The sequence below is a fragment of the Achromobacter sp. GQ309 genome (assembly GCF_059759315.1).
In genome coordinates, this window is sequence record NZ_JCAXDP010000001.1 from 871,821 (window position 1) to 897,042 (window position 25,222).

General features: G+C 66.5%; 26 protein-coding genes. 9 read left to right on the forward strand and 17 right to left on the reverse strand.

Annotated features, from left to right (window positions below):
- Positions 1-29: 29 nt before the first annotated feature.
- The 10 genes from AC6CIE_RS04040 to AC6CIE_RS04085 form a co-directional block, all read right to left on the reverse strand.
- Positions 30-965, reverse strand: a complete 936-nt coding sequence (locus AC6CIE_RS04040; RefSeq protein WP_498091264.1) for an ABC transporter substrate-binding protein — start codon at positions 963-965, stop codon at positions 30-32.
- A 42-nt stretch (positions 966-1,007) separates the two neighbouring features.
- On the reverse strand, positions 1,008-1,718 hold the full coding sequence (locus AC6CIE_RS04045; protein ID WP_175136237.1) for an ABC transporter ATP-binding protein: 711 nt from the start codon (positions 1,716-1,718) through the stop codon (positions 1,008-1,010).
- Complete coding sequence (locus tag AC6CIE_RS04050; protein ID WP_218344169.1) at positions 1,715-2,833, reverse strand: porin; 1,119 nt, start codon at positions 2,831-2,833, stop codon at positions 1,715-1,717. The genes AC6CIE_RS04045 and AC6CIE_RS04050 overlap by 4 nt, the downstream gene beginning before the upstream one ends.
- Positions 2,834-2,974: 141 nt before the next feature.
- The gene (locus tag AC6CIE_RS04055) at positions 2,975-3,634 is read right to left on the reverse strand and encodes a GntR family transcriptional regulator (protein ID WP_175121215.1); all 660 of its coding nucleotides are present in this window, start codon (positions 3,632-3,634) and stop codon (positions 2,975-2,977) included.
- Between the two features lie 97 nt (positions 3,635-3,731).
- Positions 3,732-4,784 carry an NAD(P)-dependent oxidoreductase gene (locus AC6CIE_RS04060; RefSeq protein ID WP_367352375.1) on the reverse strand — a complete coding sequence of 351 codons (1,053 nt, stop codon included), beginning with the start codon at positions 4,782-4,784 and terminating at the stop codon, positions 3,732-3,734.
- A 2-nt stretch (positions 4,785-4,786) separates the two neighbouring features.
- Entirely contained in the window at positions 4,787-5,458 is a 672-nt protein-coding gene (locus tag AC6CIE_RS04065; RefSeq protein WP_056561950.1) for an RraA family protein, read from the reverse strand.
- 36 nt (positions 5,459-5,494) lie between these two features.
- Complete coding sequence (locus AC6CIE_RS04070; RefSeq protein WP_175183700.1) at positions 5,495-6,460, reverse strand: Bug family tripartite tricarboxylate transporter substrate binding protein; 966 nt, start codon at positions 6,458-6,460, stop codon at positions 5,495-5,497.
- A gap of 58 nt (positions 6,461-6,518) precedes the next feature.
- Positions 6,519-7,394, reverse strand: a complete 876-nt coding sequence (locus AC6CIE_RS04075; RefSeq protein ID WP_367352374.1) for an NAD(P)-binding domain-containing protein — start codon at positions 7,392-7,394, stop codon at positions 6,519-6,521.
- A 109-nt stretch (positions 7,395-7,503) separates the two neighbouring features.
- Positions 7,504-8,184, reverse strand: a complete 681-nt coding sequence (locus tag AC6CIE_RS04080; protein WP_367352373.1) for an RraA family protein — start codon at positions 8,182-8,184, stop codon at positions 7,504-7,506.
- 41 nt (positions 8,185-8,225) lie between these two features.
- Complete coding sequence (locus AC6CIE_RS04085) at positions 8,226-8,885, reverse strand: RraA family protein (protein ID WP_367352372.1); 660 nt, start codon at positions 8,883-8,885, stop codon at positions 8,226-8,228.
- 129 nt (positions 8,886-9,014) lie between these two features.
- Here AC6CIE_RS04085 and AC6CIE_RS04090 point away from each other — a divergent pair, with 129 nt between their 5' ends.
- The gene (locus AC6CIE_RS04090) at positions 9,015-9,935 is read left to right on the forward strand and encodes a LysR substrate-binding domain-containing protein (RefSeq protein WP_367352371.1); all 921 of its coding nucleotides are present in this window, start codon (positions 9,015-9,017) and stop codon (positions 9,933-9,935) included.
- Between the two features lie 39 nt (positions 9,936-9,974).
- Here the strand turns inward: AC6CIE_RS04090 and AC6CIE_RS04095 are convergent, their stop codons facing one another.
- The 4 genes from AC6CIE_RS04095 to AC6CIE_RS04110 form a co-directional block, all read right to left on the reverse strand.
- Positions 9,975-10,931 (reverse strand): tripartite tricarboxylate transporter substrate binding protein, encoded by a 957-nt coding sequence (locus tag AC6CIE_RS04095; protein WP_367352370.1) that lies wholly within the window; start codon positions 10,929-10,931, stop codon positions 9,975-9,977.
- Positions 10,932-10,969: 38 nt separating this feature from the next.
- Positions 10,970-11,938, reverse strand: coding sequence for a Bug family tripartite tricarboxylate transporter substrate binding protein (locus AC6CIE_RS04100; RefSeq protein ID WP_367352369.1), 969 nt, complete (start codon positions 11,936-11,938; stop codon positions 10,970-10,972).
- A gap of 69 nt (positions 11,939-12,007) precedes the next feature.
- Entirely contained in the window at positions 12,008-12,703 is a 696-nt protein-coding gene (locus AC6CIE_RS04105; protein WP_367352368.1) for an alpha/beta hydrolase, read from the reverse strand.
- Positions 12,704-12,838: 135 nt separating this feature from the next.
- Positions 12,839-13,771 (reverse strand): LysR family transcriptional regulator, encoded by a 933-nt coding sequence (locus AC6CIE_RS04110; RefSeq protein WP_367352367.1) that lies wholly within the window; start codon positions 13,769-13,771, stop codon positions 12,839-12,841.
- A 115-nt stretch (positions 13,772-13,886) separates the two neighbouring features.
- Here AC6CIE_RS04110 and AC6CIE_RS04115 point away from each other — a divergent pair, with 115 nt between their 5' ends.
- Genes AC6CIE_RS04115 through AC6CIE_RS04125 form a run of 3 tightly spaced genes read left to right on the forward strand, consistent with a single transcriptional unit; the run spans position 13,887 to position 16,552 of the window.
- Positions 13,887-14,423 (forward strand): phosphonopyruvate decarboxylase, encoded by a 537-nt coding sequence (locus AC6CIE_RS04115; RefSeq protein WP_105239255.1) that lies wholly within the window; start codon positions 13,887-13,889, stop codon positions 14,421-14,423.
- Entirely contained in the window at positions 14,423-15,022 is a 600-nt protein-coding gene (locus AC6CIE_RS04120) for a thiamine pyrophosphate-dependent enzyme (protein ID WP_343737313.1), read from the forward strand. The genes AC6CIE_RS04115 and AC6CIE_RS04120 overlap by 1 nt, the downstream gene beginning before the upstream one ends.
- Before the next feature lie 51 nt (positions 15,023-15,073).
- Complete coding sequence (locus AC6CIE_RS04125; RefSeq protein ID WP_367352365.1) at positions 15,074-16,552, forward strand: aldehyde dehydrogenase; 1,479 nt, start codon at positions 15,074-15,076, stop codon at positions 16,550-16,552.
- A gap of 62 nt (positions 16,553-16,614) precedes the next feature.
- On the opposite strand, the gene AC6CIE_RS04130 is transcribed toward AC6CIE_RS04125, so the two are convergent.
- The gene (locus AC6CIE_RS04130) at positions 16,615-17,541 is read right to left on the reverse strand and encodes a LysR family transcriptional regulator (protein ID WP_367352364.1); all 927 of its coding nucleotides are present in this window, start codon (positions 17,539-17,541) and stop codon (positions 16,615-16,617) included.
- Between the two features lie 130 nt (positions 17,542-17,671).
- Between AC6CIE_RS04130 and AC6CIE_RS04135 the strand changes: the two genes are divergently transcribed.
- From AC6CIE_RS04135 to AC6CIE_RS04150, 4 genes are all read left to right on the forward strand, one after another.
- Positions 17,672-18,913, forward strand: coding sequence for an aconitase X (locus AC6CIE_RS04135; protein ID WP_218344157.1), 1,242 nt, complete (start codon positions 17,672-17,674; stop codon positions 18,911-18,913).
- 3 nt (positions 18,914-18,916) lie between these two features.
- Positions 18,917-19,336, forward strand: coding sequence for an aconitase X swivel domain-containing protein (locus tag AC6CIE_RS04140; RefSeq protein ID WP_218344156.1), 420 nt, complete (start codon positions 18,917-18,919; stop codon positions 19,334-19,336).
- Positions 19,337-19,441: 105 nt separating this feature from the next.
- Positions 19,442-20,431 carry a Bug family tripartite tricarboxylate transporter substrate binding protein gene (locus AC6CIE_RS04145; RefSeq protein ID WP_498091269.1) on the forward strand — a complete coding sequence of 330 codons (990 nt, stop codon included), beginning with the start codon at positions 19,442-19,444 and terminating at the stop codon, positions 20,429-20,431.
- 147 nt (positions 20,432-20,578) lie between these two features.
- Positions 20,579-21,862: a cystathionine gamma-synthase family protein gene (locus AC6CIE_RS04150; protein WP_498091271.1), complete on the forward strand. Its 1,284-nt coding sequence runs from the start codon at positions 20,579-20,581 to the stop codon at positions 21,860-21,862.
- A gap of 57 nt (positions 21,863-21,919) precedes the next feature.
- Here the strand turns inward: AC6CIE_RS04150 and AC6CIE_RS04155 are convergent, their stop codons facing one another.
- Positions 21,920-23,440, reverse strand: coding sequence for an MFS transporter (locus tag AC6CIE_RS04155; RefSeq protein WP_498091273.1), 1,521 nt, complete (start codon positions 23,438-23,440; stop codon positions 21,920-21,922).
- A 137-nt stretch (positions 23,441-23,577) separates the two neighbouring features.
- On the opposite strand from AC6CIE_RS04155, the gene AC6CIE_RS04160 reads away from it, so the two are divergent.
- A complete protein-coding gene (locus tag AC6CIE_RS04160) occupies positions 23,578-24,450 on the forward strand; it encodes a LysR family transcriptional regulator (protein WP_498091275.1) in 873 nt (290 codons plus the stop codon).
- Positions 24,451-24,519: 69 nt separating this feature from the next.
- Here the strand turns inward: AC6CIE_RS04160 and AC6CIE_RS04165 are convergent, their stop codons facing one another.
- Positions 24,520-25,206 carry a GntR family transcriptional regulator gene (locus AC6CIE_RS04165; protein WP_218344152.1) on the reverse strand — a complete coding sequence of 229 codons (687 nt, stop codon included), beginning with the start codon at positions 25,204-25,206 and terminating at the stop codon, positions 24,520-24,522.
- Positions 25,207-25,222: the final 16 nt, after the last annotated feature.

Consider the following 25,222-nt stretch of genomic DNA (forward strand, 5'->3'; position numbering starts at 1 on the left):
GATGCCGGGCAGGCCGGCATCCCGGCCTGTCAGTGTTGGCCGAAGATCCGGCCGAAGCGGGTCAGCACCTCGGCCCGGCTGGCACCGGATTCGGTGGCGGTGTCGGGCAGCAAGGCCAGATCCTTGAACACCGGCCGTTTGGCCGCCACGTCCTGACGCGCGGGCATCAGCCAGGCGTCTGCCACGGCGCGCTGGCCTTCTCCGGACAGCACGTAGTCCACGAACTTGCGCGCCTCGTCGGCCTGGCGCGCGGTCTTCAGGATCATCATGGGACGCGGAGCGATCGCGGTGCCGCTGGACGGGAAGATGACCTTCACCGATTCGCCCTTGGCGACGCTGGCATACGACACGTAATCCACCGCGCCGAACACCGCCGCCTTGGCGCCTTGCAGCACTGGCGTCAACGCCTGGGCGTTGGGGCCGGAGATGGTCATGCCGTTGTCGCGCAGCGTTTCGAACAGCCTCCACGCGGCCTCGCCCTGGGCGTTTTGCAGACCCAGCAGCAGGTCGAGCGACGCACCTGACAGGGCCGGATCCGGCATGGTGACCAACTGCTTGAATTGGGGGGCGGTCAGATCTGACCAGTCGCGCGGTTCGGGCGTGCCGCTCTTCGTGTTCCAGACTATGCCTAGCGCGGAGATGCCTTGCGCGACATAGGTGGGCGCCTTGAAGCGCGCAGGCACCTGCGCGGCGTTCGGGCTTTCGTAGGCCATCAGCCAGCCGCGCTGGTCCAGGTCCTGGGCGGTGTCCCAGGAGGCCGAGATCAGCACGTCGGCGCGCGGGTTGGCCGCTTCGGCCTCCAGGCGCGCCATGACCTTGCCCGTGGTGGCCTGGAACACGTCCACCTTGATGCCGGTCTTGTCCTGGAAGCCGGCTGCCAATTGCTTGATGAGGCCGCCCGGTCCGGCGGTGTAGACGGTCAGCGCCTTGGCCTGGCCCGAGGCCAATCCGATAGAAAGCGTCATGAAGAGCGTTGCGAGTAGTTGGGAAGAAGGTGCGAGTGACATTTAAGCAGAGTCCTTGTTGACCGGCACGAGTTCGGCGATGCGGCCGTTTTGCATGCGGGCGATCGTGTGCGCCAGCGCATGGGCTTCCTCGTGGTCATGGGTGACGTAGACGGCGGTCGTGCCGATGCGGCGCAGTAGCGCGCCGATCTCGGCGCATAGCGTTTCGCGCAGCGTCCGGTCCAGGTTGGAGAGAGGTTCGTCGAACAGCAGCACGCGCGGGCGGGCGACAATGGCGCGCGCCAGCGCCACGCGCTGCTGCTGGCCGCCGGACAGGTCGGCAGGGCGGCGTTCGGCATGTTCATGCAGGCCGACCATGGCAAGGGCGTCGCGCACGAGCGCGGGGCGCTCGCGGCGCGAGACGCCCCGCATTTCAAGCGGAAAGCCCACGTTGCTGGCCACGCTCATGTGCGGCCAGAGGGCGTAGTCCTGAAACACCATGCCCAGGCCCCGGCGCTCCGGCGGCTCGTGCTGGCCCGCGCCGCTGACCACCGCGCCGCCGAACCGGATGTCGCCGTGCTGCGGCCGCAAGAGGCCGGCCAGCGCCTTGAGCAGCGTGCTCTTGCCGCAGCCGGACGGCCCAAGCAGCGCCAGGACCGTGCCCGCAGGCACGTCCAGGTCCACGCCGTCCAGCACCGTATGGCCGTTGAACGCATGCCGCAGGCCGCGCACGGCGATGGCCGTGCCGCCGGCATTGGAGGCGGGCGCGTTCAAAACCGATGCCGCATGCCGAGGTTCAGGCCGAACTGGTTCTTGCCCGGTTCGACGTTGGCGCCGTACTTGCCGCCGACCACGCTCAAGGACGATTTGTCGTCGTTGATGGCGTAGGCCGCCACCGCGTACAGCGTGGTGCGCTTGGACAGGTCGTATTCGTTGCCGAGCACGATCATCGTCGACTTCTGGCCCGTGCCGGCGGCTTGTACGGCGGGGCAGGCGGCATTGTTCATGTCGTCGCACACTGAGTCGTTCAGGTGGTAGACGGCGGCCGACAGGCGCATGTTGCCCTGCGGCTTGTAGCTGGCGCCCAGCCACGTCATGTTGTTCTTGTAGCTGCGCTGCGTCAGCTTCTGGTCCAGCCAGCGGTAGCCGGCGTAGACCTTGACGTCCTCGAAGTCGTACGACACGCCCGCGACCACGCGGTCTTCGCGGTTGCCGCTGTTGGCGCCCGTCTTGGGTTTGTCAGCGTTCTTCGAGTGATACAGCACCGCGGCGTCCAGACCGCCCGACTTGTAGCGCAGACCGCCGCCCACCATGCGTCCTAGCTTGCTGTCATCGAACGACTGTTCGTTGTTCCAGCCGAAGCTGTAGTAGCCGCCGACGGACACGGGGCCCAGCTTGCCGACGTACATGACGGCGTTGTCGGTACGGTCCGAGAACGCGGCGTCAGGCCGCTTGATCGAGAAGTTGGCGTTGTCGAACGGGTTGTACTTGCTCATCCATTCGATCATCAGCGTGTTGTGGCGCCCCAGCGTCAGGCGGCCCCACGTGTTGCTGGAAAAGCCCACGTAGGCCTGGCGCCCGAACAGCCGTCCGCCTTGCAGCGTGGTGCCGTTGCTGGAGTCAAAGCCGTTTTCAAGCACGAAGATGGCGGAAACGCCGTCGCCCAGGTCCTCGGAACCCTTCAGACCCCAACGCGAACCGTTCAGGTTGCCTGCGCTCATGCCCGTCTTGCTGTTGCCGTCGGGACCGTTGCTGAGGTACTGCAGGCCGGTGTCGATCAGGCCATAAAGCTGGACCGAGGTGGCGGTGGCGGCGAGCGCGGCGGGCGCTGCCAGGGAGAAAGCGGACAGGCAGGCGCCAGCCGCCGCAATGCGGAGTGTCGATTTCAAAATGAAAGTCCTCTTTGGGATTCAATCGGAGCCGACACTCTAGGGGCGTGTTGCTACACGTCGATGACACTGCCCCCCATGCATTTCCCACTGCCTGGCGGGTGAGCCGCGGCAAATGGCCTTTGATGATCCCGCCGCAGATTACCCGCCCGTCTTGCCGTCCTTGCGATGCGACCGGAACAGAAGATGGGTCGTCGCCAGATGAAAGCGCACCGCGATCTCGGCGCATTCGGGATCGCGCGCGCGGATGGCGGCGATGATCTGGCGATGGTGTTCTACGCTGCGCAGCATGTCGTCGCGGCCGTAGAAGTAGAACGAGCCGATGATGATCGGCATGTCCAGCAGGTTCTCGACCAGGGATCGCACCCGCGCCGACTGCGCGGCGTTGAGCAGGGCGTGGTGGAACAGGTTGTTGTAGTGCTGGACCTGGGCCACATGATCGGGCGCGCCGGAGTTCACGGCGTCCAGCATGCACTGGTTGATGCGGTCCAGTTCGTCGATCTGCTCGGGCGTGGCGCGCTCGGCGGCGGCCTTGGCGGAATAGGGTTCGAGCAGCATGCGCAGCTCGAAGGCCTCGTCGATGTCGCGGTCCTGCCAGCCCAGCACGACCGCGCCGCGCCGGCCTTCGCGGGTGACCAGGCCGTCCGCGATCAGGCGTTCGATCGCGTTGCGCACGGGCGTGCGGCTGACGGAAAGCTGCGCGGCGATGTGCTCCTCGCGCAGCGGTTCGCCGGGCAGGAACGAGCCGGCCATCAGGCGGCGGCGCAACTCTCCGTATACGTAATCACTGGCGCTCGACATGACGCGGCTTGGCTCTTCTCGGATTTGGAAGCTGGGACTATAACAACGGCGCGCGGGACCATGGGCGCCGAGGCGTTGGCCGCCGCGCAGGCGGGTTCTACACCTTCACCCCGTGCTCCGCCAGACGCGCCAGAAAGCGCGGCCAGACCTCGGGATTGAGCAGACGCGCCGGCTTGCGCCCGGCGAGCATGTCCAGGATCTGCGTGGCCGAACCCTGCGCCACCTTGCGGCGGCCTTCGTGCGTGACGCCGCCCGTGTGGAAGGCGGCGGCCACGTCCGGCCGCTGCAACAGGCCGCTGCGCGGAGGCGGCGGTTCCACCTGCCAGACGTCCAGGCCAGCACCCGCAATATGACCAGATTCCAGCGCCGCGAGCAGGGCGTCTTCCTCATGGATGCCGCCGCGTGCGGTGGAGACGAACAGCGCGCCGCGCTTCATCCGGCGCAAGGCGGCGGCGTCGACCATCCCTCGCGTGACGGCGTTCAGCGGGCAGTGCAGGCTGACGATGTCTGCCTGTTCCAGCAGCGCATCGAACGAGACGGGCGCGGCGCCGCGTTCGGCGATCTGTGCGTCCGTCAGCAGCGGGTCGTACGCAATGACCTTCATACCGAAGCCCGTTGCGATCCGCGCCACCCTGCGTCCGATCTCGCCGATGCCCACGATGCCGATGACGCGGCCTTCGATCTCGTGACCCATCAGGGCTTCGCGGCTGACGGCGGTGCCCGCGCGCAGTGCGGCTTCCGATTCGCCCAGCCGCTTGACCAGCGACAGCAGCAGGGCAAAGGTCATTTCTGCGACCGATGCGGCATTGGCGCCGGCCTGGTTGACGACCGCCACGCCCGCGCGGGTGCATGCGGCCACGTCCACCGTGTCGTAACCCGCGCCGCCCGACGACACGCACAACAATTGCGGACACTGGGCCAGCAGGTCCGCCGACACTTGCCAGCGTGCCGGCACCTCGTCCTTGGCCGCACTGACGTGGTATGCATGCGCGCCGGCCAGGCCGGCCGCCGTCACCGCGTCGCCGCCGGCCGGCAGCACGCGCAGGTCCAGCGTGCCGTCCCGCGCAATGGTCTCGTCGAACACCGGATCGATCCACAGATCCAGACGCGCCACGCGCAACTGAGGCCTGCTGAGTGCCGCACCGCTCATGGCTAGACTCCCGTGCAACCCAACGCGCGCAGACGGGCGTCGACCCACGACGTATCCAGCGTGCCCGCAGCAATGTCCGCCAGCATCTTGGTTTCCACGTCGTGCTTTGCCGCTGCGGCCTCAAAAATGGCCTGCGCCTGATCGAACGGCACGGCAAGCAGCCCGTCGTCGTCGCCCAGGATCAGATCGCCCGGGGCGATGGTCATGCCGTCCAGCGCGACCACGCAGTTGATCTCGCCGGGGCCGTCCTTGTACGGGCCGCGGTGCGTGACGCCGGCCGCATAGACGGGAAACGCGCTGCGGCGGATGGTGCCGCAGTCGCGGATGGCGCCGTTGATGATGATGCCCGCGATGCCGCGCGACTCGGCGTAGGTCGTCATGATCTCGCCGATGATCGCGTTGGTCAGATCGCCGCCGGCGTCGACCACGATGACGTCGCCCGGTTGCGCCAGGCTCAGCGCCTTGTGCACCAGCAGGTTGTCGCCAGGACGCGTGCGCACGGTGAGGGCCGGGCCGGCCAGTGGCGTGCCGTCGTGCATGGGCCGCAGGCGCGCGCCGCCGGCCGTCATGCGCGACATGCAGTCGCTGACGTTGGCGACCGGCACCTGGCGGAATTTGTCGACCAGTTCCTTGCTGACCGCGCGTTGGCGGGCGTGGATTTCAAAACCTGTCATCACTGCTCCTGATAGCGGAATAGCTAAAAATCGGGTTCACTGCTTGGGAATGCCGGCTTCCTGCACGACCTTGCCGAAGGCGTCGTGGTCCGTGCGGTGGCGGCGCGCCAGGTCTTCGGGCGAGCCCTTGAGCACGCTGTAGCCGGCGTCTTCAAGCTTCTTGATCAGTTCGGGGTTGGACTGCACCTTCTGCAGCTCGCTGTTCAGCGCGGCGATCACGTCATCGGGCGTCTTGCCCGGGGCCATCAGGCCCCACCAGATCGACTGGTTGATGGTCGGAAAACCGCTTTCAGGAAAGGTCGGCACGTCGGGCAGGGCGGGCGAACGCTCGCTCGCGACGACGCCCAGCGCGCGCACCTTGCCGCCGCGGATCTGCGGCAGCAGCGACGCGACGGAGCCCACGTAGATGTCGATCCGGCCGCTGGCCAGGTCGGGGAACGCCTGGCTCCAGCCGCGGTACGGCACGTGCATCAGTTCCATGTTGGCGGCCTTGCGCCACAAGTAGCCGGTCAGGTCGCCCGTGCCGCCGATGCCGGGAATGCCGAGCGAAACCTGGTTGGGGCGCGCCTGCGCGGCCTTGACGACGTCGGCGATGGTCTTGAACGGCGAATCGGGCACCACGACGAAGACGCTGGGCGAAGACGCCACGGGGCCGACCGGCTTGAAGTCTTTGAAGGTGTCGTAGCTGAGCTTGCTGTAGAGCCAGGGGTTCAGCACGATGTTGTCGGTCTGCGCCATGACCAGCGTATGGCCGTCGGGTTGAGCGCGCGCCGTGGCGTCCAGCGCCAGGTTGCCGCCGGCGCCGGGCTTGTTCTCGACGACGATGTTCCAGCCGGCGTCCTGACTGATGGCGCTGCCGATCATGCGCGTCAGGGTGTCGGTGCCGCCGCCGGGGGGAAACGGCGAGATCAGGGTGATGGGGGACTTGCCCAGGTCGGCGCCATGCGCGGCGGCGCAGCCCAGCACGAGCGTTGCGGCCAGCAGTTTCTTGAACAGTTTCATTGTCTTCCTCACGAAGTGTTTGCAGATTCGGTCCGCGCTCTGTGGCGCGGTGGGGGTGTCAGGACTGGCGGGCCAGCGTGGTCAGCCAGGCCAGGCGCGCCTCGACCGTATCGGGCGCCGGGGCTTCGCCCTTGGCGCGCGCGGCCTCGATGCCACGGGTGGATCGCGCAAAGAGCTGTTCGACGCCATCAAGCACCAGCGGCTCAAGGCCCGCTTCCTGCAACTGGTCGCGCGCTTCGCGCACTTCGGCCAGCCGGCGCGGCGCATGCAGCACGTGCGAGCGCACGAACGAGTCCATGAACGCGGTCAACGGCGTGCGGTCGATGTCGGCCAGCACTTCGTACAGCGATTCGCGCAGACCCATGCGCTCGGCCGCCACCAGGCATTCGACGGCCAGGCTTTCCATGCCTTTGGTCATGATGCTGCGCAAGAGCTTCAAACGCACCGCGTCGCCGGGCTTGCCTTCGATGATCCGGACCGTGGCGCCCGCGCTTTCGCCCAGCGCCGTCACCACTGCCGCGCCCTCGCCGGCGCATAGCAGTGGCGTCTTTTCGGCGAGCAGGGCGATGGCGCCCATGATGGCCACGTCCATGAACGGGATGGCGCTCGCGGCAGCGGCGGCGGCCGCCTTCTGCATGTCGGGCGCGCTGGCCGTGGTGAAGTCGGCGTAGACGGCGCCGGCGCGCATGTGGGGAAAGGCCTGCGCGGCGACTTCCGCCGCGCTGTAGCCGTACACGGCCGAGACCACGACGTCGGCCTCGGCCAGCCAGGCGCCCGGTTCGGCATGCAAGGCCGCGTCCGCGGCCTTGGCGCGATCCGCCATTTCCGCGTCCGAGCGCAGGTCGCAGATGCCGACGATGCGATGTCCTGCGGCGATCCAGGCACGGGTGTAGCAGTGGCCGACCTCGCCGCATCCAATCAGTGCGATTTTCATCTTAGAAACACATAAAAAAAACAATACGTGTTTATAGATCGGCAATTTATGGGGCGAAAGGAGGTGTTTACCCTAGGTTTTTCATGTGCAAAGTACATTAAAAAAACAATCAGGCCTTGCGTTGCAGCAGGTGATAGCCCAGCGCGGCGCGCGCTTCGCGGATGGTCGCCCCCTGGCTGATCCGCTCGCGGATCGCGGCCTCCACGGCTTCGATCTTGCGCGCGGTCTCGGCCACTTCACGGGCGCGCTCGCGCGGAACGATCACCACACCGTTGGCGTCGGCCACCACGATGTCACGCGCGGCCACGCGCACGGTCCCCACCGCGACGGTGGTGTTGACCGACTCCACCTCCACCCGGTCCTTGCCGGTGCGCATGAAGCGGCCGGCGCTGAAAACCGGATAGCCGTCGCCCAGCGCCTTGCCCACGTCGCGGCACACGCCGTCAATCACGGTGCCGGCGATGCCGCGCAGGCCGGCGTATTGCGTCATGATGTCGCCCCACACCGTGCAGTCGGTGCGGCCATCGTTGTCGATCACCACGATGTCGCCTTCGGCGACCTCGTCGATGAAGTCGCCAACGGTGCCGGCGGGCGTCGCGGCAGGAACGTACCTGACCGTGAAGGCGGGGCCGACAACCGGGCGGGCATAGTTGTCCAGCGGCATGATGCCAAGCGCCTGGCCGTGCAGGCCCAGCTTGTCCATGGCGTCGGACACGCCCGGCGTATCCAGTCCTTCGAATAGGGCGACCAGCTCCTGGTCGTGTGCGGCGGCTCTCTTGGGGTTTGTCATCGTCGTTCCTTGGGTGAGTGGGGCAGCGAGGGCGCGTTGGATCACTTCGCGTGGATGGCTTCGAATTCCTTGTCGTGCATGACCTCGGCGACCGAGCGGCCCGCGCGCACGGCGGCGACCATGCCGTCCTGCCGCTTTGCAATGCGTTCGGCAAGATCCAGCACTTCATCGATTCGGGCGGCCAGCACGAACACGGCGCCGCACCGGTCCGCGATGACGTAATCGTCTTCATGCACCGTCACGCCGGCCATCTGCACGGGCTTGCCGGCATCGATCTGGATGACGCGGTTGCGGGCGCTGATCATGGTGACGCCGCGTCCATAGACGGGATAGCCGATCGATTCGCTGCCTTCGATGTCGCGGCTCAGGCCGTCGATGACCGATCCTCGCACGTGTTTGACACGCGCCGCATTGGCCAGAATGTCGCCCCAGCAGGAAATGCCCTCGGCGCCGCCGGCGATGACCAGCACGCGGTCGCCGGTCTGCACGGCGTCGATGACGGGAGAGATCAGATGCACGGCCGGCTTGGCGTCCGTCTTGGGACCCAGTTGGATGGTGCTGGCGCGGCCCACGATCTTCGGGCAGTCCCACAGCGGCCGCAGGCCGTAGGTGGCGCCGGGCAGTCCCAGAAAGTCCAGGGCGTCCGAGACGGTATTGGTGTCCAGCGAGGCAAGGCGGTCGAGCGTGGATGCTTGGGACATGGGGAAACCTCCTGAGTGAAGGCTTCATTATGGGAAGCGCGTCGTGATAGATAAATTCGTTTTCAAGTATCTCTGTGATACGGTTTCAGGATCAGCGCGGCAGCGCGCAACCGGCAACGAGGGCAGGGCATGAGCACGATCGACTTCAGGCTGATACGGCAACTGTGGATGTTTCTGGCGGTGGCCGAGGAACGGCATTTCGGACGGGCGGCAGCGCGGCTGGGCATGTCGCAGCCGCCGCTGACCGAGCAGATCAAGGTGTTGGAACAATCGCTGAAACTCCAACTCTTCGAACGCTCGCGCCGGGGTACGCAGTTGTCGGCGGCGGGCGCGGCGATCCTGCCCGCGGTGCGCCAGTTTGCCGGTCAGGTCGAACACCTGGAGCGCGTCGTGCGGGAGGTCGCGTCGGGCCAGTCGGGCGTGCTGCATGTGGGCGCGATCACCTCGGCGATGCTGGACACCGTTCCGCCGCTGCTCAATGAGCTGAAGCGGGCGCACCCGAGCCTGACGGTCTTCGTGCGGGAGATCGACAGTGTCGAGGCGGTGCCGGCGCTGCTGTCGGGAGAACTGGACATGGCGTTCGTGCGCATCGATGGCGACGTCGGCGAGGGCATCTCGACGCTGCCGTTGACCGAGGACCGGCTGGCCGTGGCGCTGCCTGACGACCACAAGCTGGCGGCGCTGCCTCGCGTGCGTCTTCAGTCGTTGGCGGCGGAGCAGCTTGTTATGTCGTCCCGGCAGGTGAGCCCCGTGTATTTCGACATGCTCACCGCGATCTGCCGCGCCCACGGCTTCACGCCCCGCGTGCTGCACGAGGTGCGGTCGGTGGCCTCGCAGGTCGCCTATGTGGGATGCGGCCAGGGCGTGGCGCTGGTGCCGGCGTCCATGAAGAAGCTGGCGCCGGCGAACGTCGTCATCCGGCCGTTGAAGGAAAAGATCATGGTGGTTACCGCCGCGTTGGCGTGGAATGCGGCGCGCTTTCACCCGCTGGTCGAGGTGGCGGTGCAGTGGCTTGAAAAGACGCATCGCAAGCGGCGTCCGGAAGGGTGATGCCAGGCGGCGCGGCAAGCGCTGCCCGGCGTCGGCCGCCTACTTTTTTGCGGCGGCTTCTTGCTCGAAGGCGCGTGTCTGCCGGGCCAGGCTGGCCCGCCATTCCTCGCCCGGCTGAAAGGCCAGCACGGCCGCGTCGCGCCCGGATGCCGCCAGGAAGGCGGGGTCCTGGAGGGTGTCCTGGAGCGCCTGTTCCAGCTTGTCGCGAATGGCGTCCGGCAAGGTTGCCGGGCCGCCCATGCCGCGCTCGGACGAATACAGCAGCGGCACCCCGGATTCCGTCGCGGTGGGGATGGCGTTATGGCGCTTGTCGCTGGCGATGGCGATGGCCTCGAAGGGGCCTTTCGGGTCGGCGAGTTCCGGCACCTCGCTCACGGTGATCAGGCCGTAGTTGATGTGATCGCCCAGGATCCCCAGGCGGATGTCGCCGCCGCCCTTGAACGGCACGCTGGTGCCTCGCACGTTCTGGCTGCGCTCCATGTCCATCAGCGCCAGATGTCCGGTCGTGCCGTCGCCGCTATGACCGAACGACAGCGATTCGGGCGACTGCTTCAGCTTCGCGACGAGCGCCGGCAGGTCATCCGGCGCGCTGGATCCGCGGCGCTTGATGAAGAGCAGCGGGTCGTCGACCAGACGGGCGATGAGCCGGACGTCGTCGGGCTTGTACTTCGCGCCCTTGCTGACGGGCAGGTACACGAAGCCGGGCGCGTTGATCATGCCCAGCGTGTAGCCGTCCGGCTTCGCGGCGGCCACGTAGCGCACCGCGATTTCTCCGCCCGCGCCGGGCTTGTTGATCACGATGATCCGCGCCTTGTCGCCCAAACGCTTTTCCATGTGCTGGGCCACCAGCCGCGCCATCACGTCCGTACCGCCGCCGGGGGCGAAACCCACCACCAGTTCGATCGGACGGTCGTCCGGCCACGCGGCATGCGCCACGTTGGCCGCCAGGGCAAGCGCCCCGGCCACGAGAACCCGCTGAAATTCGTTTGCCTTCATGCCTGTCTCCTTGAATGGCTGTCGTGCGCCCTCGCGCGTCAGTTGACCTGGATGCCTGCGGATTGGATGAGCTGGCGATAGCGGTCCAGTTCCTCCGCCCAGAACGCCGTGAACGCTGCGGGCGTGCTTTGACGCAGTTCCACGCCCATGGCGATGAGCCGTTGCGAATAGGCGGGATCGGACATCACGGCGTTCAGGGCGCTGCTCAGCTTGTCCACGATGGGCGCGGGCGTGCCTGCCGGCGCCGCCAGGCCGAACCAGGTGGTCAATTGCATGCCGGCCATGCCCAGTTCCTCGAACGTGGGCACGTCGGGGATGGCCTTGAGCCGGGCGTCTGAGGCAACCGCCAACGCGCGGACGCGCTGGCTCTGGATGTGCCCGATCGCGCCGTTGTCGAACATGTAGTCCAGCCGTCCGCCCATCAGGTCGGTCAAGGCAGGGTTGTTGCCCTTGTACGGCACATGCGTGACCTCGATCTTGTTGATCGCGCGAAACAGTTCGCCCGACAGATGTCCCGAGTTGCCGGTGCCGCCGGAGCCGTAGGTCAGTTTGCCGGGTTGCTTGCGCGCCGCCGCCACGATGTCGGCCGGACGCTTGAACGGCGAGTTCTCGGGGACGATGAGCACGCTGGGCACCAGCGCGACTTCACCTATCGGCGTGAAGTCCTTGATCGGATCGAAATGCACCTTGGCATACAGATTGGGCGCCGAGACGTTGGCCGAGCTGCTGGCCAGCAGGAGGGTGTAGCCGTCCGGCGCGGCGCGGGCGAATTGAGTGGTTGCGATGGTGCCGGAAGCGCCCGCCACGTTTTCGACCACGACCGTCGCATTCAGGCGCTTGCCCAAGGCATCGCCCAGCGAGCGGCCAATGGTGTCCGCCGAGCCGCCCGCGGGCCACGGCACGATGAGGCGTATCGGTTTGTCCGGATACGGGGCGGCCGCCATGACGGCCGCGCTGAACGCGGATACGAGGGCGCCGCACGCCCAACGCTTGATGGGAAAGCGCATGGTTGTCTCCTTGTTGAACCCTCCCTCTTGCTCGGTGGCGTGTCGGGGAGGTGTGAAAAGGCGCCGCGATCAATCTGTACGAGCCTTGGCGGCCTCCTTGGGAAGATGCGCAAGGACGAGTGACAGCAGCAGGTCTTGCGAATGGCTGAAAAAGTGGTCCGCGCCCGGCACGACGATGATCGGATGAGACGTGGGCCGTGCCCACGCCAGCAGCGGCGCCAAGGGCGCCTGCGTGTCCGATTCGCCATGGATCAGCACCACGTCGGCGGGCAAGGGGGGCGTGTCGTAGACCCGGTCTGCCTCGACGGCGCCAACCGGCAGCCCGGCCAGGATGAAGGCGGCAGGCGCGGCGTCCTGGTCGGCCAGCGCGCGAATCGCGTGGGCCAGGGCGTAAGCGCCGAACGAAAAGCCAATGAGCGCCAGCGGCGTATCGGGGGCTTCGGCACGCACGGCACGCACGACGGCAAGTATGTCGTCGGCTTCGCCCAGACCGTGGTCGTACACGCCGGCGCTGGCGCCCACGCCCCGAAAGCTGGGCCGTATCGCAAGCCATCCGGCGTCGCGGACGCCGTGCGCCAGTCGGTGCGGGATCTTGTGGCGCGGCGTGCCGCCCAACAGCGGTTGTGGATGGGTGATGATGGCCACCCCAACGCGCGACGTCGCGGGGCGGTCAATCAGCAATTCCAGCGGACCGGCCGGACCGGGGATAAGCCGTGTTTCCGTCCTTGCGCCGGCGGGGAGTTCGATATCAATCAGGTGGGACATGTCGGCCAGATAGCGCTTTCGGGTGTCCCAGATTAATCCGTTATGAAAAGGCCGAATAAATAGAATTTCGTGATGGAATTCATCACGGCGGGAGATGGCCCGGCCGGCGCGCGATCTATCCGGCGGGCCACGGGACTACTTGGCCAACCAGCGAGCGGAAGGCCAGCGTGCATTGCGCACTGCATCGCGGGCGCATTGGATCAATTCGTTCATGACGCAATGCACCGAATTGGCGATGGGGCGGGTGGCGGGTTGCGCCAGCACGATGCGCCGCACCAGCAGCGGATCCACGACCGGGGCAGCGGCCAGGATTGCGCGATCGACGTCGTCGGCCACGGCGATCGACGGCAGGATGGTGTAGCCGTGCCCGTCCAGCACCAGGCGCTTCTGCACGCTCATCGCATTGGTCTCGGCCACGATGTGCAACTCGGTCTCTTGTGTACGTGCAGCCTGCTCGACCAGCGACCGCAGTCCATGCGGCGCGCCCGGCAGCACAAGCGGCCGGCCGATGATGTCGGCCATGCGAACGGGCGTGCGGGTATCAAGTCCGCTGTCCGGCGGTCCCACGAACCACAGGCTCTCTTCCAGCAAGGTGCGGAACTTCAGCGCGGGATTCGGCTTGGAGTCGTACAGCAGCGCGATGTCAACGTCGCCGGTCTCCAGCCACGACTGCAGGTGCCCGGCATACCCCGACGTCAGCCGCAGGCGGATGCCGGGGAAGTGCGCCGCCACGGCGGACAGCAGCGCGCTGGACAGCATGTCTGCCGTGCTGGGCAAGAGGCCCACGGTGACGATGCCGCCCACCGTGCCGCTGGACGGCCGGATCTCGGCGCGGGCGCGGTCCAGTTCGTTCAGCGCACGCCGCGCATAGTCCTCGAGCGTCTTGCCGGCGTCGGTCAGTTCCATGCCGAGGCGTCCGCGCGTGAAGAGCGGCGTGCCGATATCGTCTTCCAGCAGCTTCAATTGCCGGGAAACCGCCGGCTGCACGATGTTCAGCAAGCGGGCGGCGCTGGTCACGCTGCCGGTCTCGGCCACGGTGACGAACGCCTTTAGTTGCTTCAAATCCATCTGCGGCTCCGGGTATGCGCAAGGGTGATGATTTCCATCACGAAATTCTATTTAGTTGGCGATTCTATAGCGACATAAGATACCTCGCAGCACTTAGCCACCGGGAAACCCACTCATGACTTCAACTACCACCGAGGCCCCTGCCTGGCAGCAAGCCGCGTTCGACGCGCTGAAAGCCGGCGGCATCCGCCAGATCGCCTACGTGCCGGACGCCGGCCATTCCTATGCCATCCGGCAGGCGCAACTAGATCCGGAAATCACCGACGTGGTCCTGACCACCGAAGAAGAGGGCGTCGCCGTCGTCAGCGGCGCGTGGCTGGGCGGCCAGCGCGCCGCGCTGCTGATGCAAAGCAGCGGCGTGGGCAATTGCGTGAACATGTTCTCGCTGCTGCGCAGCTGCAACTTTCCCTTCCTCACGCTGGTGACGATGCGGGGCGAGTACGCGGAATTCAATCCGTGGCAGGGGCCGATGGGCAAGACCACCCAGCAGGCGCTTGAACTGATGGGCATCACGGTGCTGCGGGCGTCGAACCCCGACGAGGTCGGAGAGATCGTCAGTGCCGCTGCCGATTCCGCATTTCTGGCCGGCGAGCAGGTGGCCGTCCTGCTGTCGCAAACCTTGATTGGACGTAAGAAGTGGGAGCGCAACTGATGTCGACCACCTTGAATGCTTCGGGCGCCGTGGACCGCCGCGCCTTCGTGTCGCAACTGATCGCGGCTTCGCCGGACGCGCTGATCGTCTCGGGCCTGGGCTCGCCATCCTATGACGTCTATGCCGCGGGCGACCGGGACAAGAATTTTTATCTATGGGGCGCCATGGGCGGCGCCGTGGCGCTGGGGCTGGGCCTGGCGCTGGCGCAACCCGACCGGCCGGTGCTTGTCATCACCGGCGACGGCGAACAGTTGATGGGCGTGGGCACGCTGGGCACCGTCGGCGCCAAGCAGCCCAGGAACCTGACCATCGTGGTGCTGGACAACGGCCACTTCGGCGAGACCGGGATGCAGCGCAGCCACACCAGCCTGGGCACAGACCTGGTGGCCGTGGCGCAGGGGTTTGGCATCAAGGACGCGTTTGCCGTCAAAGAAACGGGCAGGGCGGGCGAGGTCGCCGAGCGCGTGATGGCGCGCCGTGGCGTCGCCTTCGCCCAGGTGTTCATCAATCCGGACGAACCGCCGCGCGCGCTGCCGCCGCGCGACGGTGTGTACGTCAAGAACCGCTTCCGGGCCGCCCTGGGATTTTCGACGTTCTGAGCAGCGGCAGCCCCTTGGGCTGTCATGCTGCATTCAGGCCAGGAGGCTGTGATGAAGACTTACTCAATGCGGATTGCGGGGGCGCCGGCCGCAGCGATCTCGGGCGAATGGTTCGAGACGCAGAACCCCTATACCGGCGAGGCCTGGGCGCGGGTCGCGCGCGGGGCCGCGCAAGACGTCGATGTGGCGGTGCAGGCCGCCCATTTCGCTTTTTCGGAAGGACCGTGGGCAGAGCTGACCGCCACCGAACGCGGCCGGTTGCTGTATCGACTGGCTGATCTCATCGAACGCGATGCACGCAAACTCGCGGCAACGGAGGTCCGGGACAACGGCAAGCTGTACGCCGAGATGCTGGGACAGCTGACGTACCTGCCGCAATGGTTCCGCTACTACGGCGGCCTGGCGGACAAGATCCACGGGTCGACGCTGCCCTTGGACAAGAAGGGCTATTTCACCTACACGCGTCACGAACCGCTGGGCGTGGTGGCGGCGATCACGCCGTGGAATTCGCCCTTGCTGCTGCTGGGCTGGAAGATTGCGCCGGCGTTGGCAGCCGGCTGCACGGTGGTCGTGAAACCGTCGGAGTTCACGTCCGCCTCCACGCTGGAATTCGCGGAACTGTTCGACGAGGCAGGGTTTCCGCCGGGCGTGATGAACGTGGTGACAGGCTATGGCCAGGAGGTGGGGGCCGCGCTCGTCCAGCACCCGCTCGTGCAAAAGGTCACCTTCACCGGGTCGGACCAGACCGGCCGCCTGATCAACGAGCAGGCCGCGCGTCTGCTAAAGCACACCTCGCTGGAACTGGGCGGCAAGTCGCCCAACATCGTCTTCGAGGACGCGGACCTGGAACAGGCCGTGTTCGGCGCGATCTCGGGCATCTTCGCGGCAAGCGGGCAAACCTGCATTGCGGGCTCGCGCCTGTTGCTCCAGGACAGCATCTACGATCGCTTTGTCGAAAAGCTGCTGTCGCTGGCGGGTGCCGCGCGCATGGGGGATCCAATGGATCCGGCCACGCAGGTCGGGCCCGTCACGACGCCGCCCCAATACCAGAAGGTGCTGGATTACATCCGCATCGCGCGGGACGAGGGCGCAACCCTGCTGTTGGGCGGCAAGGCCGCGCAACGGCCGGAATGCGGCAAGGGGTGGTTCGTGGAACCGACCATCTTCGGCGACGTGCGCAACGACATGCGCATCGCCCAGGAAGAGGTGTTCGGGCCGGTGCTGTCCATCATCCGCTTCAAGGACGAAGCCGAGGCGCTGCGGATCGCCAATGATGTCCGCTTCGGACTGGCCGCCGCGGTGTGGACCCAGGACATCGCCCGAGCCATTCGGATGTCGGAGCGCTTGAAGGCCGGCACGGTATGGGTGAACACCTACCGTGCGGTCAGCTTCATGGCGCCCTTTGGCGGCTACAAGGATTCGGGGCTGGGGCGCGAGAACGGCATGGACGCCGTCAAGGAGTTCCTGCAGGTCAAGAGCGTCTGGCTCAATAGCGGGGCGACCGCCAGCAACCCGTTTGTGCTGCGTTGAACTGGCATTGGCGGCCACGGACCGTGGCTCGCCTGCCTGCTTCTTCGATGCCCGCCGCCGCGCTACGCGCCGCCGCCGCGCGTCGACTGTGCATCCGACTGGAAGATCTTGCCGAAATCGCATTGTTCCTGCGCCAGCGCCGCGATGGCTGAAATCAGGTTGCTGGGACGGTCGCCGCGAAAGACCGCCGCGTAGGCGGCAGGTGGCAGGGCGGGCGTCACCGTCAAGATTTCCAGCGCGCCCGACTCCACCATGGGCGCCAGAAAGGTCTTGGGCAGATAGCTGATGCCCATGCCTGAGATCGCCAGGCCGATCAACGCCACCAGGCTGTTGCTCAGCACGGTCTGCTCGGGCTGCACGCCCACCGAACGAAACCACCGGTTGTAGAGCTGGCCCGTGCCGGAACGCTCGTCCTGCGTCAGCAGCCGGTGCTTGACGAGGTCCTGCACCTTGAGGCGCCGCCGCGGCGCCAGCCCCGGCTTGCACATCCATGAGTTGACGACCTGCCCGACCCGGCGCGACACGAAACGCTGGTCGTCGAAGACGTCCGGCACGATCATCAGGTCCACTTCGTCGGCGAGGAGCTTGTCGCGCAGGATGGCGCTGGTATCGACGTGCGGCTCGATGATGACCCGGGGATAGCGCGCCTGGATTGCGCTTACCAGTCTTGGCAACCAGGTCATGGCCGTCAGTTCCGTGATGCCGATGCGAACGTGGCGCTCCATGACGTCCGGGCGCTGGAACTGCTCGATCGCCGCATCGCGCTGTTCCAGCAGCCGTTTCGCCAGCAGGAACATCTCTTCGCCTTTCTCCGTCAGCCGGGCCGTCCGCAACGTGCGGTCAAAGAGCGGCGTGTCGAAGAGCGCTTCCAGTTCCTGCACGCGCTTGGACACGGCCGATTGCGTCGTGTGCAGCCGGTTGGCCGCTGGTGCAAAGCCGCCAAGCTGGACGACCCAATACACGGCTTCGAGTTGCTTGAACGTGATCAACGGCGCCTCCTTCGTGGCCAGAATAGATCGAATTCAGGAATCCGATCGGATTCCAATTTATCGCTTTTATTGATTTAACGCCGCGCTCAGAATTTGTGCCTGAGGATTCGAACGCATTGGAGGCGTACATATGTTTCTTACGGAAGAAGAGTCGGCGATGCTGACGGGCGGCAAGGGACCAGCCGTGCAGAAGGCCATGGAAATCCTGGTGGCGTTAGGCGAGAGCTTTGGCGCCAAGCGCCTGCTGCAGGTCAGCAACGTTCATATGGCGGGTTCGTCCGTCCTCGTCGCGGAGGAAGCCGGCACGCGTTTTGTCGAAGACATCAAGCGGCAGGGCGGCACGTTCGTCACCCGGGTGACGACGAACCCGACGGCGGTCGACCCGGTGCAGTGGCGCGAGATCGGCATCCCCGAATCGGACAGCGCGCTGCAGACGCGCCTGACGGACGCCTACGCCGGCATGGGCGCCAACACCTGCAACACCTGTATTCCCTATCTGGTCGGCAACAGCCCGCGCTTCGGCGAGCACATGGCCTGGGGCGAGTCGTCGGCCGTGGTGTACGCCAATTCGGTGTGCGGCGCGCGCACAAATCGTGAGGGGGGCCCCAGCGGCCTGGCAACGGCGCTGACCGGACGCACGCCGGAGTACGGATTTCACCTGACGGAGAACCGCTACGGAAAACTGCTGGTCAAGGTCGAGACCACGCTCGACGACATGACCGATTACGGCACGTTGGGCTACTTTGCCGGCCGCATCGCCGGGCAGGACACGCCGGTCTTCACGGGCATTCCTTCCGATCCTACGCTGGAGCAGTTGAAGGCGCTGAGCGCCGCGTTGGCGGCTTCCGGTGCGGTGAGCATGTTCCATGCGGTCGGCGTCACGCCCGAAGCGCCCACGCTTGAGGCGGCCTTCGGCGGCAACGCGCCTGAAAAAGTGCTGGTGTTTGACGACGCCGAAAAGAAGAAGGCCGAGGCGGCGCTGAACAAGGAGCCCTCGGATCACGTGGACTGGATTCTGGTGGGCTGTCCGAATGCCTCGGTGCAGGAGATCCGCGAGGTGGCCGAGGCGCTGGAAGGCAAAAGCGTGCACCCGGAGGTCGCGTTGTGGGTCACCACGGCCGGCGCCATGTATGCCATGGCCGAGCGCATGGGGTACATCCAGACGATCAAGGACGCGGGCGGGACGGTCGTGCGGGAAACGTGCCCATTCCTGGCGCGCAGCCGCGTGATCGCGCCGGCGAAGGGCTATCGGACGTTGACCACCAACTCCGCCAAGATGGCGTTCTATGCCCCCGGTCAGTTCGGACTGCCCACCCATTACGGCAATCTCGATCGCGTCATGCAGGCCGCCGTCAGCGGCGTCTGGAGGTAAGCCATGATCCAAGCCAAACGCATCCTCACCGGGCGCAAGATTGTCAAGGGCAAGACCAGCGGACAGGCCGTCGTGACGGCAGAGGCGATCAGCTTCAACGGCGGCGTCGACAACATGACGGGCATCGTCACGGAACCCGGGCACGAGCTGGAAGGCGTGAACATCGCCGGCAAGGTGCTTGTGTTTCTGACCGGCAAGGGATCGACCGGCGGCTCCTACAAGATCTACGACATGGTCTCGCGCGGAACGGCGCCACTGGCGTTCGTGCAGGTGACGCCGGAACCTATCACGACGATCGGGGCGATCATCGGCGCCATTCCTGTCGTGGCCGGGCTGGACGAAGACCCGACCAAGGCCATCGCCACGGGCGATTGGCTGGACGTGGATGCCGACGCGGGCACCGTCGTGGTCACACCGCAATAGCAGTCCGCTCGCGGCGTCAGCCGCACCCTTCACCGGCCTTCGGGTAGTTGCGCAGACGACGCGACGCCCGGATCGGCCGTGCTTATTCCAATCAAGGAGACAACCATGACTTCACGCGCAATCATCGCCCTTGCCTTGGGCGCCTGTCTTGGCGCGGGCGCCCCGGCAGCGCACGCGGCTCAGCCCGACGCGGGCGCCGACTGGCCGACCCGCAAGGCCATCACGATGATCGTTCCTTTTGCGGCCGGCGGCAGCACGGATGCGACCGCGCGGCTGCTCGCCGAACATCTGTCCCGGCAACTCAAGCAACAGGTGGTCGTGGAGAACCGCGCGGGGGCGGGCAGCAACCTGGGATCGAGCGTGGCGGCGCGCGCCACGCCCGACGGCTACACGCTGCTGCTGGCCACCAGCACGATCGCCACCAACGTGACGCTGTACAAGAACTTGGGCTTTGACCTGCGCCGTGACCTGATTCCCGTGTCGCAGATCGCGTCCATTCCAAACGTGCTGACCGTGAACAACAACGTGCCGGCCAAGTCGCTCACGGAGTTCATCACGCTGGTTCAGAAGAAGGACGCGCCGGTGAACTACGGTTCCGCGGGCAACGGGTCGGCCTCGCATCTGTCCGGCGCGCTGTTCAACGCGATGGCCAAGGGCGACATGGTCCATGTGGCGTACAAGGGCGGGGCGCCGGCGAACGTGGACCTGATGGGCGGCCAGGTGCAGGCGGTGTTTTCACCGTTGGTGGAAGTGCTGTCGTACCTGGAAAGCGGCAAGCTGCGCGCATTGGGCGTGACCACCCCGGAGCGCTCGCCGCGCCTGCCCGATGTGCCGGCGGTGGGTGAAGCGCTGCCTGGATTCGACGTCTCGCTGTGGAACGGTGTGTTCGTGCCGGCCGGCACCCCGCCCGCCGTCGTCGATGGGCTCGCCCGGGCCCTGAAGTCGGTGACGCAAGACCCGGCGTTCCGCAAGGTGCTGCTGGATCAGGGTTCCGCGCCCACGAGCCAGTCGCCTGCGGAGTTCAAGGCCTTCCTGGACCAGGAAATCGACAAGTGGGCCAAGCTGGTGAAGCTATCTGGGGCAACGGTGGACTGAGGCCGGGCGCCGCCTCTCGGAAATGCTTCGGCTGCTGCCTGCGCGCACGTCACAACCTGCAATATCTCCCTCGCGCCTCGGCGTTATTGTCTGGAAGATGCGTGACGCGCCCGCCCGGTCGGCTGGAACACCAGAATGAGGCACACCATGACTTACTCGAGCTATCACAAGAAGGACATCTTCGGCCGCCCCTTGCATGCCGAGACGCAGATGATGTCCTATGGCTACGATCCCTATCTGTCCGAGGGGGCGGTCAAGCCGCCGGTGTTTCTGACGTCCACCTTCGCGTTCCGCACCGCCGAGGACGGCGCGGCGTTCTTTGACTTGGTGTCGGGCCGCAAGCCCTTGCCGCAGGGCGAGACGGCGGGGCTGGTGTACAGCCGGTTCAACCATCCGAACCTGGAAATCGTGGAAGACCGGCTCTCGCTGCTGGACGGTTCGCAGGATGCCGCCGTCACTTCCAGCGGCATGTCTGCGATCAGCGCAGTGCTGATGGCGTTTCTGCGGCCGGGCGACCAGCTGGTGCAATCGGTGCCGCTCTATGGCGGCACCGAGATGCTGATCGGCAAGATCTTTCCGGAGTGGGGCGTGGGTTCGCATCCCGTGGCAGACGGGCTGTCGCCGCGCAACATGCGCACCGCGCTGGAAGAGGCCGCAGCCAAGGGGCCGGTAAAGCTTTTCTATGTCGAAACGCCCGCCAATCCGACCAACGCGCTGTTCGATTTCGAGGCCATGAAAAACGAGCTGGACGCGTTCGAAACGCGCCACGGCTACCGGCCGATCTCGGTGTGCGACAACACGCTGCTCGGGCCGATCTTCCAGAAGCCGGCGGAGCACGGGGTGGATTTGTCGGTGTATTCGCTGACCAAGTACGTTGGCGGCCATAGCGATCTGGTGGCGGGGGCGGTCACCGGCAGCAAGGAGCTCATCAAGAAGGTGCGCGCGATCCGCAGCGCCTTCGGGTCGCAACTGGATCCGCATTCTTGCTGGATGATCACGCGGTCGATGGAAACGGTGGTCCTGCGCATGAAGCAGGCGGCACGCACGGCAACCCGCGTGGCGGAATGGCTGGCGGGCAATCCGCACGAAAAGGTGCAGGTATTCCATCCGGAACTGATCGCCGATCGCGCCTACCAGGAGGTGTACAAGCGGCAATGCACCGGGCCGGGTTCGACGTTCGCCTTCGTGCTGGACGGCGGCCGCGAGCGCGCCTTCCGCTTCATCAATGCGCTGCATCTGTTCCGTTCGGCCGTCAGCCTGGGCGGCACGGAGACGCTGGTGTGCCATCCGGCGTCGACCACGCATTCCGGCGTGCCCGCGGCGGAGCGAGATGCCGCGGGCGTGTCCGAAGGCTTGATCCGGGTGTCGATCGGCCTGGAACACGAGGAAGACCTGATCGCGGACATGGACCACGCATTCCGCAACGGCTGATCGGTACAGGCAGTGCGCCCGCACGCAGGCAGACCGCTCCCGCCGCGTCCCGGGATTTCAGCCCGGCTGAATCGCCCGGCGGGCGCGGTTCAGCAGCACGAACGCGGCAGTGCCCAGCAGCATGATCGTGGCGGTGGCGATCACCGCCGCGTAGCCTGTCTCGAAGGCGCCACGTGCCATCTCGGTCAGCGTCGCCGCGAGCTCCGCGGGCAGGCTTTCGGCGACGACGAGCGCCTCGTCCAGGCTGTCACGTGCGGCGCCGGTCGCTGCCACCCCCGCGGGCACGGACAGCGACTGCGCATACACGCCCGACAGGATCGAACCCATCAGCGTCACGCCCAGCGCGCCGCCCAGTTCATATGAGACTTCCTCGATTGACGCGGCCATGCCCGCGCGTTCGGGCGTGGCGCTTTGCATGATGGTGCTGGACGCGGCCGTCATGGTGGCGCCGATGCCCAGTCCCAGCACGCACAAGCTGATCATCTGCGGGATGACCGCCGCATCGTAGGTCAGGAGGTACCCGCCCATGCCCGCGCCTGACACCAGCAGCGACAGAAACAGCATGCGCCGGCTGCCCACGCGCCCGAGCAAAAGACCCGCGAGCGGCCCGGCGACAAAGGCGGCCAGCGGCAGCGGCAGGATGAACAGCGCGGACTGGATGGGCGACATGCCCAGCACCAGTTGCAAGCGTTGGCTGAACACCAGCTCCATCCCCAGCAGTGCCGCGGCGGCAAACAAGGCGGCGGCCACGGCCGAACTGAAGGACGCGTTGCGGAAGATGGCGAAGTCGATCAGCGGATAGGGCCGCCGCCGCTGACGGCGCACGAAAACGGCCAGCATGGCGGCGCCCGCCGCGCAGGCCACGATGGCGTGCAGCCAGGACGGCGACGCACGCCCCAGTTCCTTGAGCGCGTAGGCGCACAGGATCATGCCCGCCATCACCTGCAAGGAGCCGACCAGATCCCACGGCCGCGATGCGTCGGGCTGGCTTGCCGGGATGAACCGCCAGGCCAGCGGCAACGCCAGCAGCACGATGGGGACGTTGATGAGAAACACCGAGCCCCACCAGAAATGCTCCAGCAGCAGGCCGCCCACGACGGGTCCGAGCGCGGCGCCGCCCGAAGCGACCGACGCCCAGACGCCAATCGCCACGGCGCGCTCACGCTCGTCGGCAAACGCCAGGCGCAGGATGGACAGCGTGGCGGGCATCATCATCGCCGCGCCCACACCCAGCAACGCACGCGCCGCGATCAGGACGACCGCGCCGGGCGAATAGGCGGCGGCGAGCGACGCCGCGCCGAATACGGCCAGCCCCATCATGAAAAGGCGCTTGTGGCCCAGCCGGTCGCCCAGCGTGCCCATGCCCAGCAACAGGCCGGACACGACCAACGCATATACGTTCACGATCCACAGCTTGGCGGATGCGGTGACGCCCAGTTCGTGGGTGAGCCGCGGCAGGGCGGTGTACAGGACCGTCATGTCGACGACGATCAGCAGCAAGGCGCTGGACACGATGGCCAGCACCAGCCAGCGGCCGGGGGTGGCCGCGGCGACAGCGTTCGAATGAGTCCGCTGCATGGTTCTACTCCTATGAAGACCGTGTTTCCAGTCGCGGCGTTCGCGCTTGGGATCACGGGCTGGCATTATCCATCTACATATCCGCCATAAAAAGTTGGATTGCATCTATAAAATCGATGGATTGAAAGGAGCACACCATGCAATGGACCTTGGACCAACTACGGCAATTCGTGGCGGCGGCGGAGGCCGAGTCGTTCTCGGCGGCGGCGCGCCGCATCGGCCGCGCCCAGTCCGCGGTCAGTACGGCGGTGGGCCTGCTGGAGGCGGATCTGGGCGTGGAACTCTTTGACCGGTCGCGCCGCAACGCGGTGCTGACGCCGGCCGGCGAGGTGATGCTGCTGGAAGCGAAAGAACTGCTGCGCCAAGCGGGCGGGCTGTCGCAGCGCGCGCTGGCGTTTGCCGGAGGCCAGGAGGCGCGACTGTCGATTGCGCTGGACGAGGCCTTGCCGTATCTGGTGCTAGGCGCGCTGGCGCTGGAACTGGCCGAGCGATTCCCGGCGCTTGAGCTGACGCAGTTGAACGGCACCGCGACCGAGGTCGCCGATTACGTGCGGCAGGGCCGGGCCAGCATCGCGTTCCACTTCGACCGAGGCGACCCCGGCAGCGACTTTGCGCACCGTTCGCTGGGCAACGTGGCGCAAGGGATCTTCGTGGCGTCTGGCCATCCGCTGGCTGCGCTGCCGCAGGTGTCGCGCGAAGACTTGGCGCGGCACCGCCAGCTGGTCATGCAGATGGAAGGCGTGGAGGACATGGTGCTCAGTCCCACGGTGTGGCGCACCGACAGCTTCTACAGCATCGCGGGCATGGTGGCCGACGGTCTGGGCTTTGCGATCCTGCCGTTGAATATCGCGGAATACGAGAGCTTCAGCACCACGCTGACGCCGGTGCCGTGCGCGGAACTGGCGTTGCCGATGCTGTCCGTGCGCACGTTGTGGCTGCAAGGGGCCGTGTTGAACGAGACGGAGCGCTGGCTTCAGCAGCGCATGGAGCAATTGCTGCGGGCGGGATAGCGCTGCGGAGCGGAAAGCGCGTCAGGCCAGCCGCGTCTCAGGTGCGCAGCACGCCAGCTCAGCCGCGTCTCAGCTCAGCAGCGCGGCGACCAGATCGCTGCCCGCCTGCCGGTCACCGCTGAAATCCAGCGCGGCCAGCACGTGTTCCAGGTGTTCGTCCATCAGGGCGCAGGCGCGATCGGCGTCGCCGGCGCGCGCCGCCTCGATGAAGGCGTGATGCTCGCGGGACGAGCAATTGGCGTCGTGAGAGCTTTGATACAGCACGGTGATCACCGCGCTGCGCGCCGACAATTCGCGCAGCATGCCGGTCAGCACCGAGTTGCCCACGGTTTCGGCAAGCAGGATGTGGAACTGGCTGAGCAACCGGTTTCTCGCCTGCACGTCGCCGCTTTCCAGGGCCCGGCGTTCCTCGGCCAGATGCGCATCGATGCGGCGGAAGTCGGCGGTCTTGGCGCAGGCCACGAACTCCCGGGCCAATGCCGCTTCCAGGATGCGCCGCACGGCGTAGACCTCGCGCGCCTCGTTCGCGTCGGGCTTGCTGACGAAGGCCCCCTTGTCCGGAACGATGTTGATGAGCTTGTCCTTGGACAGCATCAGGAGCGCGGCGCGGATCTTGGTGCGGCTGACCTTGTAGACCCGGGCCAGGGCCTCCTCGCGCAGCCGGGTGCCGGGCGGAAGCTTGTGCGCCACGATGGCGGCGGACACTTCCTGGGCGATGTCGTCGGCGCTGGGGTCTGGCTGGACGTCCTGATTCATGAGGCGCGGCAGGGCT